The sequence below is a fragment of the Methyloversatilis sp. XJ19-13 genome (genome assembly GCF_024580155.1).
GTDB lineage: Bacteria > Pseudomonadota > Gammaproteobacteria > Burkholderiales > Rhodocyclaceae > Methyloversatilis.
Map to the genome: position 1 here is coordinate 1 of NZ_JANINH010000028.1, position 19,807 is coordinate 19,807.

The 19,807-nt window shown below is 66.0% G+C and carries 19 protein-coding genes; 13 read left to right on the plus strand and 6 right to left on the minus strand.

All coding sequences use genetic code 11. From position 1 onward, the window contains the following. The first annotated feature begins 199 nt into the window (after window positions 1-199). Window positions 200-364 carry a hypothetical protein gene (locus tag NMQ14_RS18930; protein WP_257098418.1) on the plus strand — a complete coding sequence of 55 codons (165 nt, stop codon included), beginning with the start codon at window positions 200-202 and terminating at the stop codon, window positions 362-364. A 365-nt stretch (window positions 365-729) separates the two neighbouring features. After that, a complete protein-coding gene (locus tag NMQ14_RS18935; RefSeq protein WP_257098419.1) occupies window positions 730-1,749 on the plus strand; it encodes a hypothetical protein in 1,020 nt (339 codons plus the stop codon). A 1,008-nt stretch (window positions 1,750-2,757) separates the two neighbouring features. Here NMQ14_RS18935 and NMQ14_RS18940 read toward each other — a convergent pair. Further along, window positions 2,758-4,407 (minus strand): acyl-CoA synthetase, encoded by a 1,650-nt coding sequence (locus tag NMQ14_RS18940; protein ID WP_257098420.1) that lies wholly within the window; start codon window positions 4,405-4,407, stop codon window positions 2,758-2,760. Window positions 4,408-4,748: 341 nt separating this feature from the next. On the opposite strand from NMQ14_RS18940, the gene NMQ14_RS18945 reads away from it, so the two are divergent. Continuing rightward, entirely contained in the window at window positions 4,749-5,174 is a 426-nt protein-coding gene (locus NMQ14_RS18945) for a BLUF domain-containing protein (protein ID WP_257098421.1), read from the plus strand. 133 nt (window positions 5,175-5,307) lie between these two features. Here the strand turns inward: NMQ14_RS18945 and NMQ14_RS18950 are convergent, their stop codons facing one another. Continuing rightward, the gene (locus NMQ14_RS18950; protein ID WP_257098422.1) at window positions 5,308-5,709 is read right to left on the minus strand and encodes a group II truncated hemoglobin; all 402 of its coding nucleotides are present in this window, start codon (window positions 5,707-5,709) and stop codon (window positions 5,308-5,310) included. 168 nt (window positions 5,710-5,877) lie between these two features. On the opposite strand from NMQ14_RS18950, the gene NMQ14_RS18955 reads away from it, so the two are divergent. Next, window positions 5,878-6,666, plus strand: coding sequence for a SapC family protein (locus NMQ14_RS18955; RefSeq protein ID WP_257098423.1), 789 nt, complete (start codon window positions 5,878-5,880; stop codon window positions 6,664-6,666). Here the strand turns inward: NMQ14_RS18955 and NMQ14_RS18960 are convergent. Together NMQ14_RS18960 and ompR are read right to left on the minus strand one after the other, a co-directional pair. Next, window positions 6,660-8,051 (minus strand): ATP-binding protein, encoded by a 1,392-nt coding sequence (locus NMQ14_RS18960; protein WP_257098424.1) that lies wholly within the window; start codon window positions 8,049-8,051, stop codon window positions 6,660-6,662. The genes NMQ14_RS18955 and NMQ14_RS18960 overlap by 7 nt on opposite strands. A gap of 96 nt (window positions 8,052-8,147) precedes the next feature. Continuing rightward, on the minus strand, window positions 8,148-8,876 hold the full coding sequence (gene ompR / locus NMQ14_RS18965) for a two-component system response regulator OmpR (RefSeq protein WP_257098425.1): 729 nt from the start codon (window positions 8,874-8,876) through the stop codon (window positions 8,148-8,150). 181 nt (window positions 8,877-9,057) lie between these two features. Here ompR and NMQ14_RS18970 point away from each other — a divergent pair, with 181 nt between their 5' ends. The 3 genes from NMQ14_RS18970 to NMQ14_RS18980 are packed head-to-tail and all read left to right on the plus strand — an operon-like array spanning window position 9,058 to window position 10,653. Continuing rightward, window positions 9,058-9,387, plus strand: a complete 330-nt coding sequence (locus tag NMQ14_RS18970) for a hypothetical protein (protein WP_257098426.1) — start codon at window positions 9,058-9,060, stop codon at window positions 9,385-9,387. Between the two features lie 22 nt (window positions 9,388-9,409). Beyond that, window positions 9,410-9,748, plus strand: coding sequence for a hypothetical protein (locus tag NMQ14_RS18975; RefSeq protein WP_257098427.1), 339 nt, complete (start codon window positions 9,410-9,412; stop codon window positions 9,746-9,748). A gap of 32 nt (window positions 9,749-9,780) precedes the next feature. Beyond that, complete coding sequence (locus NMQ14_RS18980; protein ID WP_257098428.1) at window positions 9,781-10,653, plus strand: DUF1501 domain-containing protein; 873 nt, start codon at window positions 9,781-9,783, stop codon at window positions 10,651-10,653. Between the two features lie 45 nt (window positions 10,654-10,698). Here NMQ14_RS18980 and NMQ14_RS18985 read toward each other — a convergent pair whose 3' ends face one another. Next, window positions 10,699-12,273, minus strand: coding sequence for a response regulator (locus NMQ14_RS18985; protein WP_257098429.1), 1,575 nt, complete (start codon window positions 12,271-12,273; stop codon window positions 10,699-10,701). A gap of 108 nt (window positions 12,274-12,381) precedes the next feature. On the opposite strand from NMQ14_RS18985, the gene tsaB reads away from it, so the two are divergent. From tsaB to NMQ14_RS19000, 3 genes are read left to right on the plus strand one after another with little or no spacing between them, the layout of a single operon-like run. Continuing rightward, on the plus strand, window positions 12,382-13,107 hold the full coding sequence (tsaB, locus tag NMQ14_RS18990) for a tRNA (adenosine(37)-N6)-threonylcarbamoyltransferase complex dimerization subunit type 1 TsaB (RefSeq protein ID WP_257098430.1): 726 nt from the start codon (window positions 12,382-12,384) through the stop codon (window positions 13,105-13,107). Window positions 13,108-13,112: 5 nt separating this feature from the next. Next, a complete protein-coding gene (rimI, locus tag NMQ14_RS18995; protein WP_257098431.1) occupies window positions 13,113-13,631 on the plus strand; it encodes a ribosomal protein S18-alanine N-acetyltransferase in 519 nt (172 codons plus the stop codon). Continuing rightward, window positions 13,628-14,413 carry a uracil-DNA glycosylase family protein gene (locus tag NMQ14_RS19000; RefSeq protein WP_257098432.1) on the plus strand — a complete coding sequence of 262 codons (786 nt, stop codon included), beginning with the start codon at window positions 13,628-13,630 and terminating at the stop codon, window positions 14,411-14,413. Before rimI ends, NMQ14_RS19000 begins: the two co-directional genes overlap by 4 nt. A gap of 33 nt (window positions 14,414-14,446) precedes the next feature. On the opposite strand, the gene lplT is transcribed toward NMQ14_RS19000, so the two are convergent. Then, window positions 14,447-15,712 carry a lysophospholipid transporter LplT gene (gene lplT / locus NMQ14_RS19005; protein ID WP_257098433.1) on the minus strand — a complete coding sequence of 422 codons (1,266 nt, stop codon included), beginning with the start codon at window positions 15,710-15,712 and terminating at the stop codon, window positions 14,447-14,449. Between the two features lie 245 nt (window positions 15,713-15,957). On the opposite strand from lplT, the gene NMQ14_RS19010 reads away from it, so the two are divergent. The 3 genes from NMQ14_RS19010 to radA all read left to right on the plus strand — a co-directional run bounded on the left by NMQ14_RS19010 (window position 15,958) and on the right by radA (window position 19,512). Continuing rightward, window positions 15,958-16,863 carry a LysR family transcriptional regulator gene (locus NMQ14_RS19010; protein ID WP_257098434.1) on the plus strand — a complete coding sequence of 302 codons (906 nt, stop codon included), beginning with the start codon at window positions 15,958-15,960 and terminating at the stop codon, window positions 16,861-16,863. A gap of 102 nt (window positions 16,864-16,965) precedes the next feature. Further along, complete coding sequence (alr, locus tag NMQ14_RS19015; protein ID WP_257098435.1) at window positions 16,966-18,144, plus strand: alanine racemase; 1,179 nt, start codon at window positions 16,966-16,968, stop codon at window positions 18,142-18,144. Between the two features lie 6 nt (window positions 18,145-18,150). Then, on the plus strand, window positions 18,151-19,512 hold the full coding sequence (gene radA, locus NMQ14_RS19020; RefSeq protein ID WP_257098436.1) for a DNA repair protein RadA: 1,362 nt from the start codon (window positions 18,151-18,153) through the stop codon (window positions 19,510-19,512). The last annotated feature ends 295 nt before the right edge of the window (window positions 19,513-19,807 follow it).

Here is a 19,807-nt window from a genome sequence, read left to right on the forward strand (position 1 = left end):
TGTCCATGATCTCCTTTGTGGACACAACATTGAGGTGCCCGAGTGCGGGCGATGATTACGCGCTGGATCAGGGAAGGGAAGACGGTGGCGGTCGGACGCTTACGAAGAGATCGACATCGACGAGACGGCAGGGTGTCGATCCGTCGCCTGACTCATTCAGGGTATCCTTCATGCCGTTTTCAGCAGAGGAATCGGGCTTGTGGATATTCAGAATCCGAGCGCCAGCGTCAACGATTTGGCAAACCATGTCGAGGTGACGCGAGAACAGAAGGTGGTACTCGATCAGCGGCTGGCCGCACGGGCGCTGGATGCGCACCCCGGGGCTGACTGGAAGGACGTAAGGCGGCGTATCACCGGCGCCTGACATGGCTTGCAAGATATTCGTCCGTCCGGAAGCGGAGCACGATCTTGCGAGCAGCAACGCCTTCTATCAGGAGTGTCGTCGTGGTCTGGGCGATGACTTCCTGAGCAGCGTCGAAGAATCCATTTCTCTACCCCGACATCCATCGCGGCAGTCGCCGTGCGCTGCTGCGCCAGTTTCCTTACGGCGTTTTCTATCTGGTGAGCGACGGCATGCTGGCCGTTCTGCACGCTGCCCTGGATCCGGACGAGTGGCAGGCGCGGCGCTGAGGCTCACGGAGCACGGGTCGCCGGCGCTGCGTCCCGTTCACGGAAAGGGTGGCCATTCGCAGTCAATATGCTGCATGCGGCTGCCGCTATAGACTCACCATGCACCGACACCCCGAGCCCAACACCCGCGAATCGCCGCACGACGACCGCATGCCATTCACTCGGCGCGTGCTGTATGCCTGCTTCGCCCTGCTGGCGCTGTGGGCACTGTTTCGTTTCGACCTCCTGTTGCTCGTCCCGGCAACGCTCGTGATCGGTGTTCATTTCGAGTTGCCGGGGCGCATCACCCAGTTCGGTTACAAGCGGCGCAAAGTGCCTGCCGCTCAGCCCCGCGACACCCGTGACCCCGTGGTGCGGGCCTGTCTGGTGGTGGGGGGTGTCATGTTCCTCGTCGGCCTGGCGGCCTTCTTGCCGTTCTTCCTGACCGCCGCAGGCAACCTGCAGGGGTGGATGCTGTTCAGCTGGCTGGCGCCCCCCGGCTTGCACGCGATCCTGTTGGGCGCTGTTCTCACTGCGCTGGGTTTTGATCTGCTTCAAGGCGGCCTGGGGCGCTCACGGCCCGAGCCGCTGATCGTCGCCAGCGAGGCGCCGATCATGCCCAAAGGCCCCGGGCTCATCCGATACATCGCACCCTGGCTGGCCCTGGCCGCGGTGGCTGACCTGTATGGCTGGCCGCCCCTGGCACAGGCCATCGTGACCCTGATCGGACTTGGTCTCCTGCGGCACCTGGCGACGCGCTGGCCACTGTTTGCAGCCCTGAGCGCACCCGCCGTCGCGTTCCATGGCTGGTCCGCCTCGGGCCACGCCACGCACACCGCCGGACCGACGGACATGCTGGAGTTCCTGATTTTCGTGGTCGCCATGGTCGTGGGGATAAGCCTGGTGCTGTGGACGCTCGGCCGCGCGACCACCGGCCTGCTCGACACCCTGGTGCGCCGAACCCGGGCCCCGGCACCCTGGCTCAGGCAGGCGGTACTGGGTGTGGCGGCCTGCATCCTGGCTGAAAGCGCCCACACGCACCTGATGGCGCGCGCCGAGCGACGTGAAGCAGCCGGAGCGGCGGCCGCTGAGAAACAGGAGAAACAGCAGACAGGCCACGGATATCGAAGTGCCGAATGAAAAGGGTGTCTGTGCTCTGTTTTCCACTGTCGACGGCCAGCCTTGCATGGCCAGCCGTCGGCCGCGCCTGCAAGAAAGTCACGTTGTTCGTGAGACGGTCATGGCATTCGATCGTGTTGCCGAACCCGTGGCGTCGCTTGAGTGACGCTCGAATTCAGGAGCGATCCATTGATCGCGAAAGCGGACGTTGCTCGGGCACCTGCGCGTGTTCAACGCTCGTGTTCGCGATCAATGGATCGCTCCTACGAAAACCTCATGTTGTTCGTGAGACGGTCATGGCATTCGATCGTGTTGCCGAACCCGTGGCGTCGCTTGAGTGAGGCTCGAATGCAGGAGCGATCCATTGATCGCGAAAGCGGACGGTGCGCGGGCACCGGCGCGGGGTCAACGCTCGTGTTCGCGATCACTGGATCGCTCCTGCGAAAACCTCATGTTGTTCGCGAGACGGGCATGGCATTCGATCGTGTTGCCGAACCCGTGGCGTCGCTTGAGTGAAGCTCGATTGCAGGAGCGATCCATTGATCGCGAAAGCGGACGTTGCTTGGGCACCTGAGCCTGTTCAACGCTCGTGTTCGCGATCAATGGATCGCTCCTACGAAAACCTCATGTTGTTCGCGAGACGGTCATGGCATTCGATCGTGTTGCCGAACCCGTGGCGTCGCTTGAGTGATGCTCGAATGCAGGAGCGATCCATTGATCGCGAAAGCGGACGTTGCTCGGGCACCTGCGCGTGTTCAACGCTCGTGTTCGCGATCAATGGATCGCTCCTACGAAAACCTCATGTTGTTCGTGAGACGGTCATGGCATTCGATCGTGTTGCCGAACCCGTGGCGTCGCTTGAGTGATGCTCGAATGCAGGAGCGATCCATTGATCGCGAAAGCGGACGTTGCTCGGGCACCTGCGCGTGTTCAACGCTCGTGTTCGCGATCAATGGATCGCTCCTGCGAAAACCTCATGTTGTTCGCGAGACGGTCATGGCATTCGATCGTGTTGCCGAACCCGTGAGGTCATCCGATCGCGCTCGATGCCTTCAGGCGGTTGCGCAGCTGGAACTTCTGGATCTTGCCGGTCGAGGTCTTGGGGATTTCCTCGAAGCGGATTTCGCGTGGCACCTTGTAGCCGGCGAGCAGGCCGCGGCAGTGGGTGATCAGTTCTTCGGCGCTCGCCGTGGCGCCGGACCTCAGTTCGACGAAGGCGACCGGGGTTTCGCCCCATTTGTCGTCCGGGCGGGCGACGACGGCGCAGGCGGCGATGGCGGGGTGGCGGTAGAGCGCGTCCTCGACTTCGAGCGAGCTGATGTTCTCGCCGCCGGAAATGATGATGTCCTTGCTGCGGTCCTTCAGCTTGACGTAGCGGTCGGGTTCGATGACGCCGAGGTCGCCGGTGTGGAACCAGCCTCCCTCGAAAGCCTTCGCGGTCGATTCCGGGTTCTTCAGATAGCCCTTCATGACGATGTAGCCGCGGAACATGACTTCGCCCATGGTGTGGCCGTCGGCCGGCACTTCGGTCAGCGTGCCGGCGTCGAGCACGGTCATGCCTTCCTGCATCGGGTAGCGCGCGCCCTGACGGCCGTTGAGGCGGGTCTGTTCGGACAGGTTTTCCTGCGCCCAGGCCGGCCGTTTGACGGCCACCGCGGCCGGGCCGTAGGTTTCGGTCAGGCCATAGACGTGGGTGATGTCGAAGCCGATGCGTGCCATGCCTTCGATCATCGCCGCCGGGGGCGCAGCGCCCGCCACCATGCCGCGCACCGCGTGGGTGATGCCGGCGCGCAGTGCGTCCGGCGCGTTGTAGATGAGGCTGTGCACGATGGGCGCGGCGCAGTAATGATCGGCGCCGTGCGCGCGGATGGCGTCGAGGATGGCACCGGCCTCGACCTTGCGCAGGCAGATGTGGGTGCCGCCGAGCATGGCGATCGTCCAGGTGAAGCACCACCCGTTGCAGTGGAACATCGGCAGTGTCCACAGGTACTTCGGGAAGTGCGGCATGGTCCAGGCGGCCGCGTTGCACAGCGCGTTGAGATAGGCGCCCCGGTGGTGGGTGACCACGCCCTTCGGGTCGCCGGTGGTGCCCGAGGTGTAGCTGACGGCGATGGCGTCCCATTCGTCGGCCGGGCCGTCGAGCCGGGCGAGCGGCGGGTGCGCGGCGAGCAGCGCTTCGTATTCGTGGGCGCCGAGGCGGCTGCCGGCGCCGGCGTATTCGCTGTCGTCGACGTCGATCACGCACGGGCTGCGGCCGAAGCGCTCGCGCAGGATGTCGAGCGCCGGCGCCATGACGGCGGCGAATTCGCGGTCGGTGATCAGCACCTGCGTTTCGCAGTGGTTCATCTGCCAGGCCAGCAGCGTGGCATCGAGTCGCGTGTTGAGCGCGTTGAGCACGGCATTGAGCGCCGGCACCGCGTAGTGCGCCTCGACCATTTCCGGGGTGTTGGGCAGCATGACGCTGACCGTGCTGCCGCGGCCGACGCCGAGGGCGCGCAGTGCCGCCGCCAGCCGGGCGGCACGCTCGCGGGTCTGCGCCCACGTGTAGCGGCGCTCACCGTGCACCACCGACGGCAGGTCGCCGAAGATTTCCGCGCTGCGTTCGACGAAACTGACCGGCGACAAGGCGACGAAGTTGGCCGCGTTGCGCTCCAGATGCTGCTCGTAGATGTTGTCCATGCGGGGGCTCCGGGGCGGGTGAGCGGGACGCGTGCGCGGATCACCGCTCGACCGCTCGGGAACGCATCGTCGCACAGGATGCATCTGGCCTCGGAAGCGTTTGCCGGCGAATTCCGGAAGCGGCGCTGAATGACAGGGGGGGCAGACCGGCAGCCGTTCTGCTCTATCGCTGAAGCCACCTGTACGTTCGGCAATGCTTCAGGATCTATCCCCTGTTTGCACTGCTCGCGTTGGCGGATCGTCATGCCATTGTGACGTCGGCCGCTTACCGGGCGGCCCGTGGCGGGTTGTGGGCAGACCGTCGTACCATTGCTCGCCCACATTCACCCGCGAGCGTCGCCATGACCTATCAGATCGTCTACTCCTCCCAGGCCACCCGACCGATGACGGCGGCGGATCTGGAACAGATCCTGGTCGATGCGCGCGCCGGCAATGAAGCGCGCAACGTCACCGGTGCACTGGTGTTCGTCGATGGCGTGTTTCTGCAGATACTCGAAGGCGAAGAAGGGGTCGTGCGGGCGTTGATGGCGAGCATCGCAAGCGATACGCGGCACGATACGGTCACCGTCTTCCACGAAGCGGAGGTCGAGGCGCCGACCTTCGGCACCTGGCGCATGGCTTACGTCAGTGCGACGCCGCAGGACATGTCGGCCTGGGCCGGGTTGCCGGGTACGGCGACGGTCGACGCGCTGCTGCAGGACATCGGTCGTGACCCGCATCGCGTGCCGCAGATACTGGCCAGCATCCTGCGCCATCTCGCGGGATGAAGTAGCGCACGGGCGCGGAGCGGCCTTCGACGCGTTGACTCCGGGCGTCGCTGAAGCGCCTCCGGCACTGCCGCACCTCGAAGCAGAGGGTCTGTCAGCCGATCTTCTTGAAGGCAGACCCGCCGTCGGCCGCTCACCCCGCCATATTCCGCATGTGGTCCGCGAGGTCAGCCAGCGCGCCGTACAACTGGGCGTTGGAGTCGTCCGGCGGCAGCACTTCTTCCATCGCCATGCGCATGCACATGAGCCACTGGTCGCGTTCCGCTTCGCCGATGGTGAACGGCAGGTGACGCGCGCGCAGGCGCGGGTGGCCGTAGGCTTCGACGTACAGCTGCGGGCCGCCGAGCCAGCCGGACAGGTACATGTAGAGCTTTTCGGCTGAGCCGGACAGGTCGGCCGGGTGCAGCTTGCGGATGCCGTAGGCCTCGGGCAGCGTGTCCATCAGTTCGTAGAAGCGATCGACCAGCGCGCGCACGGCGGGGGCGCCGCCGATGTGGTCGTAGAAGGTGGTGCTGGCGGAGTGGTTCTGTGTCATGGGGTGTTGAGCGTGTTCGCGTTGCTAGCGGTGTCTGCCGGAAAGCGTGATTTTATATCGCCCCGGCCCGTCGGTCTTTGGGCATCGCGCGGTCGTTTTTCGCGCGGCGAGCAGAGCGGGCGGCATAGAATCTGGGCCGGCGCACCCCCATCCACCGGAAGGATTTCAATGAAAACGCTGCTTTTCTACGACAGTGTGGTTGTTCTGAACCGCGACACCCACCGTGACCTGCACCTGAAGCCGCAGGACAACCTGCGTTTCGCCGCGAGCACCAACTGCGTGCCGCTGGCGCTGGTCGAATTCGGCGACGTGGCGCGCGAGTATCCGATCGTGTTCGCACGGCTGCCGGGGGGGCTGGTACCGGTGGCGCTGCTCGGTCTGCGCGACGCGGAAAACCTCTATCTGAACGACGAAGGCAAGTGGGACGCACGCTACGTGCCCGCCTTCGTGCGCCGCTATCCCTTCGTCGCGGTGCAGGACAACACGGCACCCGACAAGCTGCTGGTGTGCATGGACGAGCAGTTTCCGGGCTTCAACAAGGAAGAGGGCGAGCGACTGTTCGACGAGAATGGCGCCGAAACCCCGTTCCTGAAGAACGCGCTGGCGTTCGTGCAGGGCTACCAGAACGAGGCGCAGCGCACGGCGGAATTCTGCCGCGAGGTCGAACAGCTCGGTCTGCTGAACGAAATGAGCGCGATGGCCGAACTGAAGGACGGCCGCAAGTTCCGCCTCGACGGGCTGTGGGTGATCGACGAAGCGAAGCTGCAATCACTGTCGGCGGCGGCGGCGGTCGATCTGTTCCGCCGCGGCTGGATGGGTCTGGTGTACGCGCAGCTGCTGTCACTCGGCCATCTGCGCGTACTGCTCGACCGTACGGCGCAGCGCAGTGGTGATGCGCCGGTAGTGCCGGCCGATGGTGCGGCCGCCGCAGCGGCCGAATCAGGTAGCGTTCACTGACCCTGTCTGTCGCGGCTGGCCGCTGCCGGTGGAGCGAGCGGCAGCCGCAGGCGGGCGACCAGCCCGCCGCCCTCGCGCTGCAGCAGCTCGAACCGTCCGCCGTGCGCACGCAAGGTGCGCTCGACGATCGCCAGACCCAGCCCGGCGCCGCTCTGGCCGGTGCGCGAGTTGTCCAGCCGCGTGAAGGGCCGCTTCAGGCGGTCGATCTGCTCGGGCGGTATGCCCGGGCCACGATCGCTCACGTCAATGCAGGCCTCCGGCCCGTCGATCATGCATGACAATTCGACCGGCTTGTCTTCACCGGCATGACGCAGCGCATTGTCGACCAGATTGTTCAGGCAGCGGCGGATGGCGAGCGGCCGGAAGCGCATGGCGGGCACCGGATCGAGCCGGACGGCGCTGACGGCAAAGCCATGCCGCGTGTAGGCCTGCGCGGCTTCCAGCACAAGGCTGGCGAGATCGCCTTCGACCGGCTCCTCGCCGGTGGTCATGCGGGCGAAGTCGAGAAACTGGCCGATGATCTTGTCCATGTCATCGATGTCGGCGCTCATGTCGCGCACCGTGTCCGGGTCGAGCCCGGCCATTTCCATGTCGAGCCGCAGCCGGGTCAGCGGCGTGCGCAGGTCGTGCGAAATGCCGGCCAGAATGAGCGCGCGCTCGTCTTCCATGCGCGCCAGATCGTCGGCCATCTGGTTGAAGGCGTGCGCCACCTCGGCGAGTTCTTCGGCGCCCTGCTCGGGCAGCGGGGCGGGGCGCTCGCCGCGGCCGATCGCACGGGCCGCGCGCTTCATCGCCGACAACGGCCGGGTCACCCGGCGCACGATCAGGAAGGCGCCGCCGAGCGCGAGCAGCAGCGCTGCGGTGCCCCAGCCGATCACCTCGAGCGCCAGCGGGCGCTCGATGCGGTTGCGCGGCAGCATGAGCCAGTAATCGTCGATGCCTTCGCCGTCGGAAATGCTGAAACTGACGAACAGCCCGGTCTGGATGCCGCGTGACACGACGATGCGGGTACGCGGATCGAGCCGCTTGCGCAGCTCGTCCTCGATGGCAGCCAGCGACCGGTCACCTGGGATGGGGTCGAAGCCCGGAATGTCGCCGTCGAGATAGATGCGCAGACCTTCACGCATCGACAGCTCGGTCAGCAGTTCGACGCGTCGCTGCGGGTCGGCGCTGACCAGCGACGCACGGGTGAGGTTGATGACGCTGATGATGATCTGCGCGGCCTGCTGTGCCCGCGGCGCGCGTTCGAGCCAGGCATAGATGCCCGACCAGGCGAGCACCGAGGCGGTGAGCAGACCGGCCAGCAGCAGGAAGGTGCGCGCCAGCAGTGTGCGCGGCAGCAGCGGAAAGCTGCGCAGCGGCGCGCGCAGGGCCTGACCGGTCATACGGGCGAACCTGCCGCGGCGACGCGCGCGCTTTACCACGGGGGAAACGCCGGCGCACAGCCGGTCGAAGTGTGACCGGCTGCCGCAGGGGCGTGATCAGGCATGCCGCGTACCGTCGGGCACGAACACGTAGCCGAAGCCCCAAACGGTCTGCAGGTAGCGGGGCTTGGCGGGGTCGTCTTCGACCAGCTTGCGCAGGCGCGACATCTGCACGTCGATCGAACGATCGAAGGCGTCGTATTCGCGGCCGCGCGCCAGTTCCATCAGCTTGTCGCGCGACAGCGGCACGCGCGGCGATTCGAGCAGCACCTTGAGCAGCGAAAATTCGCCGGTGGTGAGCACCTGCTCCTGTTCGTCGCGGGTCAGCGTGCGCGCGGCGAGATTGACCTCGACCTGGCCGAAATGCACCACGCGCTCGTCGAGCGCCGGCGCGCCAGGGGGCGGTTTCGGTGCCTGACGGCGCAGCACGGCGTTGATGCGGGCGACCAGCTCGCGCGGATTGAAGGGCTTGGGCAGATAGTCGTCGGCGCCCATTTCGAGACCGACGATGCGATCGACCTCGTCGCCCTTGGCGGTCAGCATGACCACCGGAATCGTGTTGTCCTGCGCGCGCAGCCGGCGGCAGATGGCGAGGCCGTCTTCACCGGGCAGCATCAGGTCGAGCACCATGAGGTCGTACAGTTCGCGCGCCAGGGCACGGTCCATCTGCGTGCTGTCGGCCACGGCCTTGACCGCGAACCCCTGTTCTCCGAGGTAGCGCTCGAGCAGGGCGCGCAGGCGGGCGTCGTCATCGACGATCAGGATCTTGCGTTTTTTTTCTTCCATTGCGCGATGCTACCCGAGCGGGTCAGCAGTATTCAATCCGCCGGTGAGCGCATGTAAGCGGCGCGGCAGGCGTTAACGTGCGCTTACAAACCGTGGCGGTCTGCTCACATCCGGCTAACAGCGGGTGTTCAGGCTTCGTCCATCAACCAGTCAAAGCGGGAAACGCCACAGGGAGGCAGTGATGAAAGGGTTCGGATTGATGGTCGGGGTGTGTATCTGCAGCGCATCGTTTGCCGCGTCGGCAGCCAATGTGATGTTGCCCATGGTGCAGACGGGCGGTGCGGCGAAAGTCGAAGCGCAGACACCGTTTGATTCAATTCCGGCCCGGCCATCGGATACCCTGAAGCGTGATGGGGCAGGTACTGCATCGCCGGACGTGGCGCAGGGCGAGGATCAGGCGGCACATCTGGCGCGGCAGTACGCACTTCACCGCGCCAGTCTCTACCTCTACAATCCGGGGCGCATCGGGCCGATGGCGCGAGCGCCCGGCGGTGCCGCAGTTGAACAGTAGCGACGGCAAGGAGCGAACACGAATGATGGGTGCAGACCTGACCAGCGTACGACGGCGACGCGCCGTGCTGTGCTCCTGTATGGGCGCGGCGGTCATCGTTTCGACAACAGTCGAGGCCGCAGGCGGCGACCCGGTCGGTCGACGCGATTTCGTCGGTGGCCAGTACATGGAACGCATCATGCCCGCCAGCGGCGAGTTGCCGCCGATGCGCCGCTTCGATGCAGATGATCCGACAGCGGCGCGCCGTGCCAACTATGGTGACCAGCGCGGCCCCGGGTTGACGCCGGAAGAGCGCCGGCAGCTGCGGCGCGACATCCGCGACGCATCGCGCGAGCTCTACCGCGACACGCCGGACCGTTAGTCACCCAGCCCCGCAGACCTGCCCGCCAATCCATGGACAGACGGCATTTCCTGCAGTGCGCCGCGGCAGCGCCGCTGGCACGGGGGCGCATCGGGGCTGCCGAAGCTGCCCCGATCGGCCGACTTCTGATCATCATCGATCTGGTCGGCGGCAACGATGGTCTCAATACCGTCATCCCCCTTTCCGATCCACACTACACCGCACTCAGGCCGACCATCGCGATCGACCGGCAGAGCGGGCTGCCGCTTGATGACCGCAATGCATTGCATCCGGCGCTGCGGCCGCTGATGCCGATGTGGTCAGCCGGCGAACTGGCGATCCTGCATGGCGTGGGCAGCGCCGAAGCGAGCCTGTCGCACCATCGCGCGTCCGAACTCATGCAGGCTGCGCTGCCTGACTTTCCGTCGGCAGACTCCGGCGAAACTTTGCAGCCGTTTTCATCCGCCCCGTCCTCACTTGCGCAGGGGCTTGAACAGATCGCGTCCGGCACACCGCTGCATTCGCTGCACCTTGCGCTGCACGGTTTCGACACGCATGAACGCCAGCCCGAGGTGCATGCCCGCCTTCTGGCGCGACTTGCCGCCACGCTGACGGCATTGCGTGCGTCGTTGCAGGCGTCGGGCCGCTGGCCTGACACGCTGCTGATGACGCGCTCGGAATTCGGGCGTCGCGCGGCGGAGAACCTCAGCGCAGGAACCGATCACGGCAGCGCCGGCGTACACTTCATCGCAGGCGGGCGGCTGACCGGCGGCGTGTTCGGCGCACAGCCTGATCTCGATCGGCTCGACCACCGCGGCAGCCCGGCGCCGCAGGTCGATATCGGTGCGCTGAATGGAGGAGTGGGTGCATGGTGGTCGGGGGCGCATGCTCGCTTCATTCCCGACGCGGCACCTGTGTTTGCTTGAGCGCGCGAACCGCCCCGCGGCCTCGATCGACCGGGGCGTTTTAGCTCACTCCGGATTGCTGACCCGCGCCGTCGGCTTGTGCCGGTCGAAGCCGTGTTTCTGCGCCACCCTGTTGTAATGGATGTGCGCATCGATGACGCTGCGTTCGCGCGGTGCCAGGGTGAAGGCGTCGATCAGGATGTTGCGCGCGTCCGTCGCGAGCGTGTCGTCCCAGGTCACATCCAGCCGCTTTATCAGTGTGCCCAGACGCGTCAGTTCGGCCTCGATGTGGTCGAGGTCGGGGCCTTCGGCGCGCTCGGCTTCGAGCTGTGCCGCCGCGGCCCTGGCGCGTTCTCGCGCCGATTGTGACTGGCGTTTCAGCCGGTTCGGCAGCACACCGGGCGTGTCGGGCAACGTGCTGATCAGTTTTTCGGCGGCCTCCTGCCGGTCGTTCTGCAGGCAGGCTTCTGCGAGCTCCGTGGTGGCCAGCGTGTCCGGCGTGCGCAGTTGTTCGTGGGTCTTGAGCGCCTGGTCGATCGCACGACGCGCGCCTTCTTCGTCGCCATTGCGACTCAGACGGCGTGCCTCGATGACGTCGGACAGCACGGCCGCGCGTTCGCTGTCGCCCAGCATGGTGCGCATTTCCTTCATGCGCTGGTTGATCTCCGCATCGGTGTCGTCAAGCCCGACCAAGCTTTTGATCAGCGTCAGGTGATCTTCGGTACAGCAGAGGGAGGTGCCTTCGGTGCGATCGACGACGCGCCGCATGACGGCCGCGGCTTGTCCGACGTCGCCCAGTTCAAGGCAGATTTCGCCCAGGCTGCGCAGTCGCCGCAGATTGTCCGGTGCGATCGAATCGGCACGTTCGTAATAGGTGCGCGCCTCGACCAGTTCGCCGTTGCGTTCGTGCAGTTCGCCGAGAAAATCATAGACACCCATGAAATCCGGGAACTCCTCGCTGATCTGCGCCGCCAGTTCGGCGGCCTCGCGCGCCTCGCCGCGCTCGCGCAGCACCATCGCATAGCCGATGCGTGCCCAGGGGACCGAATTGCGGGCGATGATGGCTTGGTAGATTTCGCTGGCTTCATCCAGTCGACCGAGCGCGATCAGCGCCTCGGCGCGAATGCGCAGCGCGTCCAGTGCATAGCGTGGCGCACGTTCGACCACGCGGTCGCATTCGAGGATCACACCTGGCAGATTGCGCTGGGCCATTTCCACGAAGACCGCCTTCAGTGCGAGCTTCTTTTCGACGGCCTTTTCCAGCCGTTCGGCCAGCTGGCCGGAGGTGAAGGGCTTGAGCAGGTAATCGTCCGGTGCAAATTCGGCTGCCGACACGACGCGCGCGCGCATGCGCTCGCCGGTGACGATGATGAACACCGATGACAGCGGCAGGATGTTGTTGAGCCGGAGCTCTTCGAGGGTGCGCAGGCCGTCGTGCTTCTCGCCGAAGTTGTGATCGCACAGCACGACGTCCGGCGTCGTGGCGGCGCACTGGCGCAGCAGGTCGCCGGCCGTGCCGGCCATGGCGACGTGCTTGACGCCGGCCTGCGACAGCTGGGTGCGCAGCCAGGTACGGACGACCTGATTCGCGTCGGCAATGACGACGCGCATCTTGTCCAGTGCTTCGGTCGGCAGGAACATGACGAAAAGCCCCTTTCGGGGTTAACGATAACGCCGCAGTGAACGGCTCGGAAAGCGCTTTTCTTGAAGCGGCCGGGCGGTCCGGACACGCCGGAACACCCTACAATCATGCGCTTCGACATCGAATCGCCGAACGGAATGAAGCTGCTTGCGATTGAAACATCGTCCGAAACCGCCTCGGTCGCCCTGTTGCTGGACGATAAGGTGAGTGCGCGCGAAGGCGGTACACCCGGCACGCACGCGCGCTTCGTGTTGCCATGGGTGACCGAACTGCTTCGCGAAAGCGGCCTGTCGTTGCCGCAGCTCGACGGCATCGCCTTCAGTGCCGGCCCGGGCAGTTTCACCGGTCTGCGGCTGGCCGTGTCGGTGGCCCAGGGTTTGTCGGTCGGCAGCGGCGTCAGGCTGTTGGCCGTTCCGACACTGGAGGCGCTGGCGCTGTCGGCGGGAGACGGATTCAAGTGTGTCTGTGTCGATGCACGCATGAGCGAGGTCTACAGCGCGTGCTATGAGGTGCGCGGCGATGTCGTGTCGGCGCGTTCGAACATCCGGGTGAGCCCGCCGGCCGGACTGAACAGGCCCGAAGGCGAGCTGGCATCGTGGCAGGGCTGCGGCAGCGGGTTCGCGCTTGCGGCGGTCGGCGAGTTGCCGTGGGTCGCAGATCTGGGTTCCATCGACAGCGCCCTGACTGCGCACGCGCGGCAGATCGGCCGCCTCGGTTGCCTGCGTCTGGCGGCGGGCGAGGGCATCGACGCCGCGCTGGCGTCACCGATCTATGTGCGCGACAAGGTGGCGCAGACGACCGCCGAACGTCTGGCAGCCGGTGGTCGCGCCTGATGGAAATGTCTGTCGCATCCGTACAGTCTGCCGATCTGGCGCAGCGCGCTTTCGCGCCGATGCGTGAAAGTGATCTGGACGAGGTTGCCCTGCTGGAAAGTACGCTGTACGACTTTCCGTGGACGCGGGTGAACTTCGCCGATTCGCTGATCGCCGGCTACTGCTGCCGCGTGCTTTTTCAGGACGGCGTGCTGGTCGCCTATGCGGTGATGATGTGCGTGCTCGACGAAGCCCATCTGCTCAATCTGAGCGTCGCGGGCCCTATGCAGCGGCGCGGGCTGGGCCGCCTGATGCTCGACCACCTGGCGCGCGAAGCAGCGCTGTATGGGGCAGAACGCATGTTTCTCGAAGTCCGTCCGTCCAATGTGGCGGCGCGCGCCATGTACGACGCTGCGGCCTTTCAGCCGATTGGCCGTCGTCCGCGCTATTACCCGGCGCTCGACGGGCGAGAGGATGCCATCGTGATGAGTGCCGAACTGGGCGAGCGCTGGCGAGCGGGATCGAATGAGGCGTGGCGTCGATGAACCGGCGTGCGTCCATGCTGCGGGAGATGGGTCTGGCGCCGGTCTGGCGACTGCGCGATGCGCCGGGTGAGACTGTTGACAGTCCGCCGGCGGAAGCGCCCGCATCCGCAGCGGTCGCAGCCGACGTGGCGGCCGCGCGGGCCCGCGAGCCGGCAGTGCTGCCTGCCCGGACCGCCGTGTTGCCGACCGCCTCGCCGCTCGTGGCGTCTGCGTGCGTGGCAACCGAAGGCATGGACTGGGAGGCACTGGAAGCCGCCATTGGCGCCTGCCGCGCCTGCCCGCTGCATGAGCGTCGGACGATGGCGGTGCCGGGCGTCGGCGACCGCGCAGCCGACTGGCTGTTCGTCGGCGAGGGGCCGGGTGCCGAAGAGGATCTGCGCGGCGAGCCGTTCGTCGGCCAGGCCGGCAAGCTGCTCGATGCGATGCTCGCCGCCATCGGTCTGGCGCGCGGACAGAATGCATACATCGCGAATGCGGTGAAATGCCGTCCACCGGGCAACCGCACACCGGAAGCGGCCGAAATAGCCGCCTGCCAGCCCTATCTCGAACGGCAGATCGCGCTGATCCAGCCACGCATCATCGTGGCGCTGGGCCGGCCGGCCGCGCAGACCCTGCTTGGAGGCGAAGTGAAGATCAACGCGGCGCGCGGACGCTTGTTCGACCGCGCGGGCATTCCGGTGGTCGTCACCTATCACCCGGCCTACCTGCTGCGCAGTCCGCAGGACAAGGCCAAGGCATGGGAAGACCTGTGTTTCGCGCGGGCCGCGCTGGCGTCGCGCTGAGCCTTCAGACCGAAAAGTGGGGCAGGGCGGCGGTCAGTGGCTGAAGCCGTCGTCGAGCAGCGACACGTCGTCGCGCTTGCGCTGGTTGGCCTTGTGCCATTTGCCGACCATGAACATCGTGGCGGCGACGAACAGGCCGAACATGACCATCACCACGAACACCGACAGGCCGGCGGCCAGCAGCGCGGCGTACAGCCCGGTCATGATCAGGATGGACAGGTTTTCGTTGAAGTTCTGCACCGCAATCGAGTGACCGGCGCCCATCAGCATGTGGCCCCGGTGCTGCAGCAACGCATTCATCGGCACGACGAAAAAGCCGGCACAGGCGCCGATCAGGATCAGGATGGGCACCGCCACCCACTGCTGCGTGACGAAAATCATCAGCGGCACCAGCAGCCCCATCGCAATGCCCAGCGGAATGACCCGGACCGAGCCGCGCAGCGTGATGCGCCGCGCCGCCATCACCGCACCGATGGCGATGCCCACCGCCACCACGCCCTGAAGTTTCGATGCCTGAGACAGGCCCATGCCGAGTGCGCGGTCAGCCCAGTCGATCACGATGAACTGCAGCGTCGCGCCGGCGCCCCAGAACAGCGTGGTCACGGCGAGCGAAATCTGCCCCAGCTTGTCCTGCCACAACGCCTTGAAACTGTGGCTGAAATCGGCGATCAACGCGGCCGGGCTGCTGTTCAGCGGCTTCAGCGGTACGCCGGTATCCGGAATGAACAGGTTGAAGATGCCAGCCAGCACGTAAAGCAGGCCGACCAGCATCAGGCTGATTTCAACGGTGGTGTCGAGCCCGGTATCGACGAAGGGCAGATCAATCGCCAGCAGGCGGGCACTGAGTGACGGGTCGATCAGCAGGCCGCCCAGCAGCACGCCGACAATGATGGCGCCGACTGTCAGCCCTTCGATCCAGCCGTTGGCGACCACCAGCAGACGGTGCGGCAGGTACTCGGTCAGGATGCCGTACTTGGCCGGCGAGTAGGATGCGGCGCCCAGACCGACCACGGCATAGGCAAGCAGTGGATGCACGTGCCAGAACATCAGCGCACAGCCCACCACCTTGATGCCGTTGCTGATCAGCATCACGCGGCGCTTCGCCATCGAATCGGCGAGCGCACCGACGAAGGCGGCAAGAAGCACGTACGAAATGGTGAAAAACAGCTTGAGGAGGGGGATCTGCCAGTCGGGTGCCAGCGCATCCTTCAGCACGAAGATGGCAACCACGAGCAAAGCATTGTCGGCAAGCGCAGAAAAGAACTGCGCGGCCATTATCATGTAGAAGCCGAGAGGCATCGGGCGTTGTGTGCCGGAACTGCACGCCGGCCCTGCGCGAAAAGTGCGCCTTTATACCACGAAGCCCGCACTGTCCAGATGACGTGACACGGCGCTGCTACACTGCTTCCGCTGGTGCAATGCATTACCCGGTAAGGTCGTATCGACCGCCCTGAAACGCCGCTTGACCTTACATTTTGGTTGACCTGCAAACGCCAAGTTGGTCTATAACCACGAGGGCGAGCGTCACTTATAAAGAGGGAAAAATGCCTGAACGAAGGCTGGAGGTGTTTCACGCTGCGGCAAGCCAGATGTCCTTCACACGCGCCGCAGAACTGCTGCAGATGACGCAGCCCGCAGTCACCTTCCAGATCAAGCAGCTTGAGGAACATTTCGGCACCCGATTGTTCGAGCGTGCTCACGGCCGCGTGGCGCTGACGCCGGAAGGCCTGAAGGTGAAGGACTATGCCGATCGTATTCTCGACCTGTTCGCGTCGCTCGAGAACGAACTTCAGGAGATGGCGAGCGACCTGCGCGGCCATCTGCTGATCGGCGCCACGCCGACGGTCGCCGAATACCATCTTCCGCCCGTGCTGGCCGAGTTTCGCAACGCACATCCGAATGTGGTACCGCGGCTTACCGTCGACAACCCGCGCGTGATCGAAGACATGGTGGACGAGCGCGTGCTCGACATCGGCATCGTTGAAGGGCTGGGTCGCGGTGGAGCGCAGGTGATGGTCGAACCGTGCGCCGAAGATGAACTGGTGGTCGTCTGCGCCCCCGATTTCCCGCTGGCGAAGCTGGATGCCGTCACGCCGGAGCACCTGCTGCAGCACCCGTGCGCCGGGCGCGATGCGGGCAGCGTACGTGCGCTGCTCGAAGACTACCTGTCACGTGGCGGCGTCGATCCGGCCAAGCTTCCGCTGGCGTTCGAACTTGACCGGCTTTCATCGGTGAAGGGTGTGCTCGAGCGCGGGCTGGCCTACGCCATCCTGTCGCGTGCCGCTATCCGCCATGAAACAAGCCTCGGGTTGCTGGTCGCCATTCCATTGCGTCCGCGGCTGGTGCGCCATATGGCGTTGCTGTATCCGTCGGAGCGTTTCCGCACTTACATGGCCAGGAAGTTCGGCGAGTTTGCGTCGGGGCGTCTGGCGGGGCAAAGCGGGCGCTGAAGTCCGGCGTGGCATCTGTTCGGTACAGTCGAAACTGATGCCCACCGGCGCCGGATAGTAGAATTCGCGGTTTCGCGGACTTTCCGCCATTTCTTGCCCTTCATGTCGCGCCCGTCCCACACCGCTCCCTTCCCGCTGTTCCGTCCGATCCATGCGCGCATCGATTTCGATGCCCTGCGCCACAATTATCTGCGCACCCGCGAACTGGCCGGCGGCGCGAAAATGTGGGCCGTCATCAAGGCCAACGCCTACGGTCACGGCATCACGCGCATTGCGCGCGGGCTGAGCACGCTGGCCGACGGCTTCGCGCTGCTTGATCTGGAAGATGCGGTGCGGCTGCGCGAAGCCGGCATCCGGCAACCCATCCTGCTGCTGGAGGGCTTCTTCAGCCCGAATGACCTGCCCGAAATCGCCGCACGGCGCCTGTCGGTCGTGGTGCACACGACGGAGCAGCTGGACTGGCTCGAAGCGGTCCCGCTGCCGGCCGATGCGCGCATCCCTTTGTTCCTGAAGGTGAATACCGGCATGAACCGGCTCGGCATCACGCCCGAGCGCACGCTCGCCGCGCTGGATCGGCTGCGCGCCTGGCCGCACGCCGGCTCGATCGGACTGATGACACACTTCGCCGACGCCGACGGCGAACGCGGCGTCGATGCACAACTGGCGCGCTTCGCACCGCTGGCACGTGGTTTCGACGGGCCGGTGTCGCTGGCCAATTCGGCGGCGCTGCTGCGCTTTCCGCAGACGCATGCCACCTGGGTGCGCCCCGGCATCCTGCTTTACGGCGCCAGTCCGGCCACGGCGTATGCCAGCGCGGCGGACATCGGTCTCAAACCGGTGATGCGCTTCGAGGCGCGCATCATTTCCGAGCAGCACCTGCAGCCGGGCGAGCGCATCGGCTATGGCGGCACCTTCGCCGCCGAGCGCGCGATGCGCATCGGCACGATCGCCTGCGGCTATGCGGACGGTTACCCGCGCCACGCCCCCAGCGGCACGCCGGTGGCGGTGGACGGGGTGCGCTCCCGTCTGGTCGGGCGGGTGTCGATGGACATGATCGCGGTCGACCTGACCGATCTGCCGGCCACCGGGCTGGGCAGCGTGGTCGAACTGTGGGGCGAACACGTGGCGCTGGACGAAGTGGCCGCCGCGGCCGGTACGGTCAATTACGAACTGGTGTGCGCGCTCGCGCTGCGCGTACCGGCGGTCGAGGTCGGCGTCGCCGACCTGTCCGAAGCCGGAAGCGAGCCCGGCAAGGCGCCGCCGCTGGCTGCGGTGCGCTGAGCCGCGATGGCCAAGGCAAAGAGCGTCTATTCCTGCACCGAATGCGGCGCCACCAGCCCGAAGTGGGCCGGCCAGTGCCCCGGTTGCTCCGGCTGGAACACGCTGGTCGAAACGGTTGCTGAGCAGGGCACCGGTGCGCACCGTTTCGCCTCGCTGGCCGGTACCGCGCAGGTGCAGACACTGGCCGACATCCGGCCGCGCGACGAACCGCGGCTGGCGACCGGACTGGAAGAATTCGACCGCGTGCTGGGCGGCGGTCTGGTCCCCGGTGGCGTGGTGCTGATCGGCGGCGACCCGGGCATCGGCAAGTCGACCCTGCTGCTGCAGGCGCTCGCCCAGCTGGCTTCGCGGGTCAGCACGCTCTACATCACGGGTGAAGAGTCGGGCGAACAGGTGGCGCTGCGCGCGCAACGCCTTGCGCTCGATCCGTCGGGGCTGCAGCTGCTGGCGGAAATCAATCTGGAAAAGATCGGCGCCGTGCTGAACGACACCCGGCCGCGCGTCGTGGTGGTCGATTCGATCCAGACCGTCTATTCCGAACAGCTCACCTCGGCACCCGGTTCGGTGGCGCAGGTGCGCGAGTGCGCAGCGCAGCTCACGCGGGCGGCAAAGCAGGCCGGGCACAGCCTGATCCTGGTCGGCCACGTGACCAAGGAAGGCACGCTGGCCGGGCCGCGCGTGCTCGAGCACATTGTCGACACGGTGCTGTATTTCGAAGGTGAAACCAGCTCCAGCTTCCGCCTGATCCGGGCGTTCAAGAACCGCTATGGCGCGGTGAACGAACTGGGCGTGTTCGCCATGACGGAGCGCGGCCTGCGCGGTGTGTCCAATCCGTCGGCGATGTTCCTGTCGCATCACGCTCAGCCGGTGTCGGGCTCCTGCGTCATGGTGACGCAGGAAGGCACGCGGCCGCTGCTGGTCGAGATCCAGGCCCTGGTGGACAGCGCCCACGGCAATCCGCGCCGCCTCACCGTCGGGCTGGACGCGGCGCGGCTGGCCATGCTGCTGGCGGTGCTGCATCGCCATGCCGGCGTGGTGTGCGCCGATCAGGACGTGTTCGTCAATGCGGTGGGCGGCGTGAAGATCGGCGAGCCGGCCGGCGACCTCGCGGTGCTGCTGGCCATCGTGTCATCGCTGAAGAACCGACCGCTGCCGCAGAAAATGGTCGCTTTCGGCGAAGTCGGCCTGGCCGGCGAAATCCGCCCGGCGCCGCGCGGACAGGAGCGCCTGCGCGAGGCCGCCAAACTGGGTTTCACGCATGCCCTCATCCCGAAAGCCAACGCGCCGAAGCAGAAGATCGAAGGGCTGACCATCATTCCGGTTGAGCGCATCGAAGAAGCCTTTGCAAAACTGCGCGAGCTTGAGTGAGCGAGGGGCCTGTTGAGGCAGGCGTTATCGGGGCGGCGGCAGGGTGGGAGCGGCGGCCTGTGGGAGCGGCGATCCACTGCCGGCCCTGCATGGCCAGCCGGCTCTGCGGGCGGCGAGCAGTGCTCGCCGAAGCCCCCGCTCCGTTCCACGGCTGGCCCTGCATGGCCAGCCGGCTTCGCGGGCGGCGAGCAATGCTCGCCGAAACCCCCGCTCCGCCCTAATGCCGTTCAGTTAGCACTGGCAGATAAACTTGTTTTTACGCAAGTTATTGTAAACAAGGAAGAAGGCTGTTAAC

Bases quoted from the DNA above. Each gene is read 5' to 3' on its own strand.
- NMQ14_RS18935 (WP_257098419.1), top strand. From the start codon at position 730: ATGCACCGACACCCCGAGCCCAACACCCGCGAATCGCCGCACGACGAC.
- NMQ14_RS18955 (WP_257098423.1), top strand. From the start codon at position 5,878: ATGAAAACGCTGCTTTTCTACGACAGTGTGGTTGTTCTGAACCGCGAC.
- NMQ14_RS18980 (WP_257098428.1), top strand. From the start codon at position 9,781: ATGGACAGACGGCATTTCCTGCAGTGCGCCGCGGCAGCGCCGCTGGCA.
- NMQ14_RS19000 (WP_257098432.1), top strand. From the start codon at position 13,628: ATGAACCGGCGTGCGTCCATGCTGCGGGAGATGGGTCTGGCGCCGGTC.
- NMQ14_RS18970 (WP_257098426.1), top strand. From the start codon at position 9,058: ATGAAAGGGTTCGGATTGATGGTCGGGGTGTGTATCTGCAGCGCATCG.
- NMQ14_RS18945 (WP_257098421.1), top strand. From the start codon at position 4,749: ATGACCTATCAGATCGTCTACTCCTCCCAGGCCACCCGACCGATGACG.
- NMQ14_RS18960 (WP_257098424.1), bottom strand. From the start codon at position 8,051: ATGACCGGTCAGGCCCTGCGCGCGCCGCTGCGCAGCTTTCCGCTGCTG.
- ompR (WP_257098425.1), bottom strand. From the start codon at position 8,876: ATGGAAGAAAAAAAACGCAAGATCCTGATCGTCGATGACGACGCCCGC.
- tsaB (WP_257098430.1), top strand. From the start codon at position 12,382: ATGCGCTTCGACATCGAATCGCCGAACGGAATGAAGCTGCTTGCGATT.
- alr (WP_257098435.1), top strand. From the start codon at position 16,966: ATGTCGCGCCCGTCCCACACCGCTCCCTTCCCGCTGTTCCGTCCGATC.
- NMQ14_RS18975 (WP_257098427.1), top strand. From the start codon at position 9,410: ATGATGGGTGCAGACCTGACCAGCGTACGACGGCGACGCGCCGTGCTG.
- NMQ14_RS19010 (WP_257098434.1), top strand. From the start codon at position 15,958: ATGCCTGAACGAAGGCTGGAGGTGTTTCACGCTGCGGCAAGCCAGATG.
- rimI (WP_257098431.1), top strand. From the start codon at position 13,113: ATGTCTGTCGCATCCGTACAGTCTGCCGATCTGGCGCAGCGCGCTTTC.
- lplT (WP_257098433.1), bottom strand. From the start codon at position 15,712: ATGCCTCTCGGCTTCTACATGATAATGGCCGCGCAGTTCTTTTCTGCG.
- NMQ14_RS18940 (WP_257098420.1), bottom strand. From the start codon at position 4,407: ATGGACAACATCTACGAGCAGCATCTGGAGCGCAACGCGGCCAACTTC.
- NMQ14_RS18950 (WP_257098422.1), bottom strand. From the start codon at position 5,709: ATGACACAGAACCACTCCGCCAGCACCACCTTCTACGACCACATCGGC.
- NMQ14_RS18985 (WP_257098429.1), bottom strand. From the start codon at position 12,273: ATGTTCCTGCCGACCGAAGCACTGGACAAGATGCGCGTCGTCATTGCC.
- radA (WP_257098436.1), top strand. From the start codon at position 18,151: ATGGCCAAGGCAAAGAGCGTCTATTCCTGCACCGAATGCGGCGCCACC.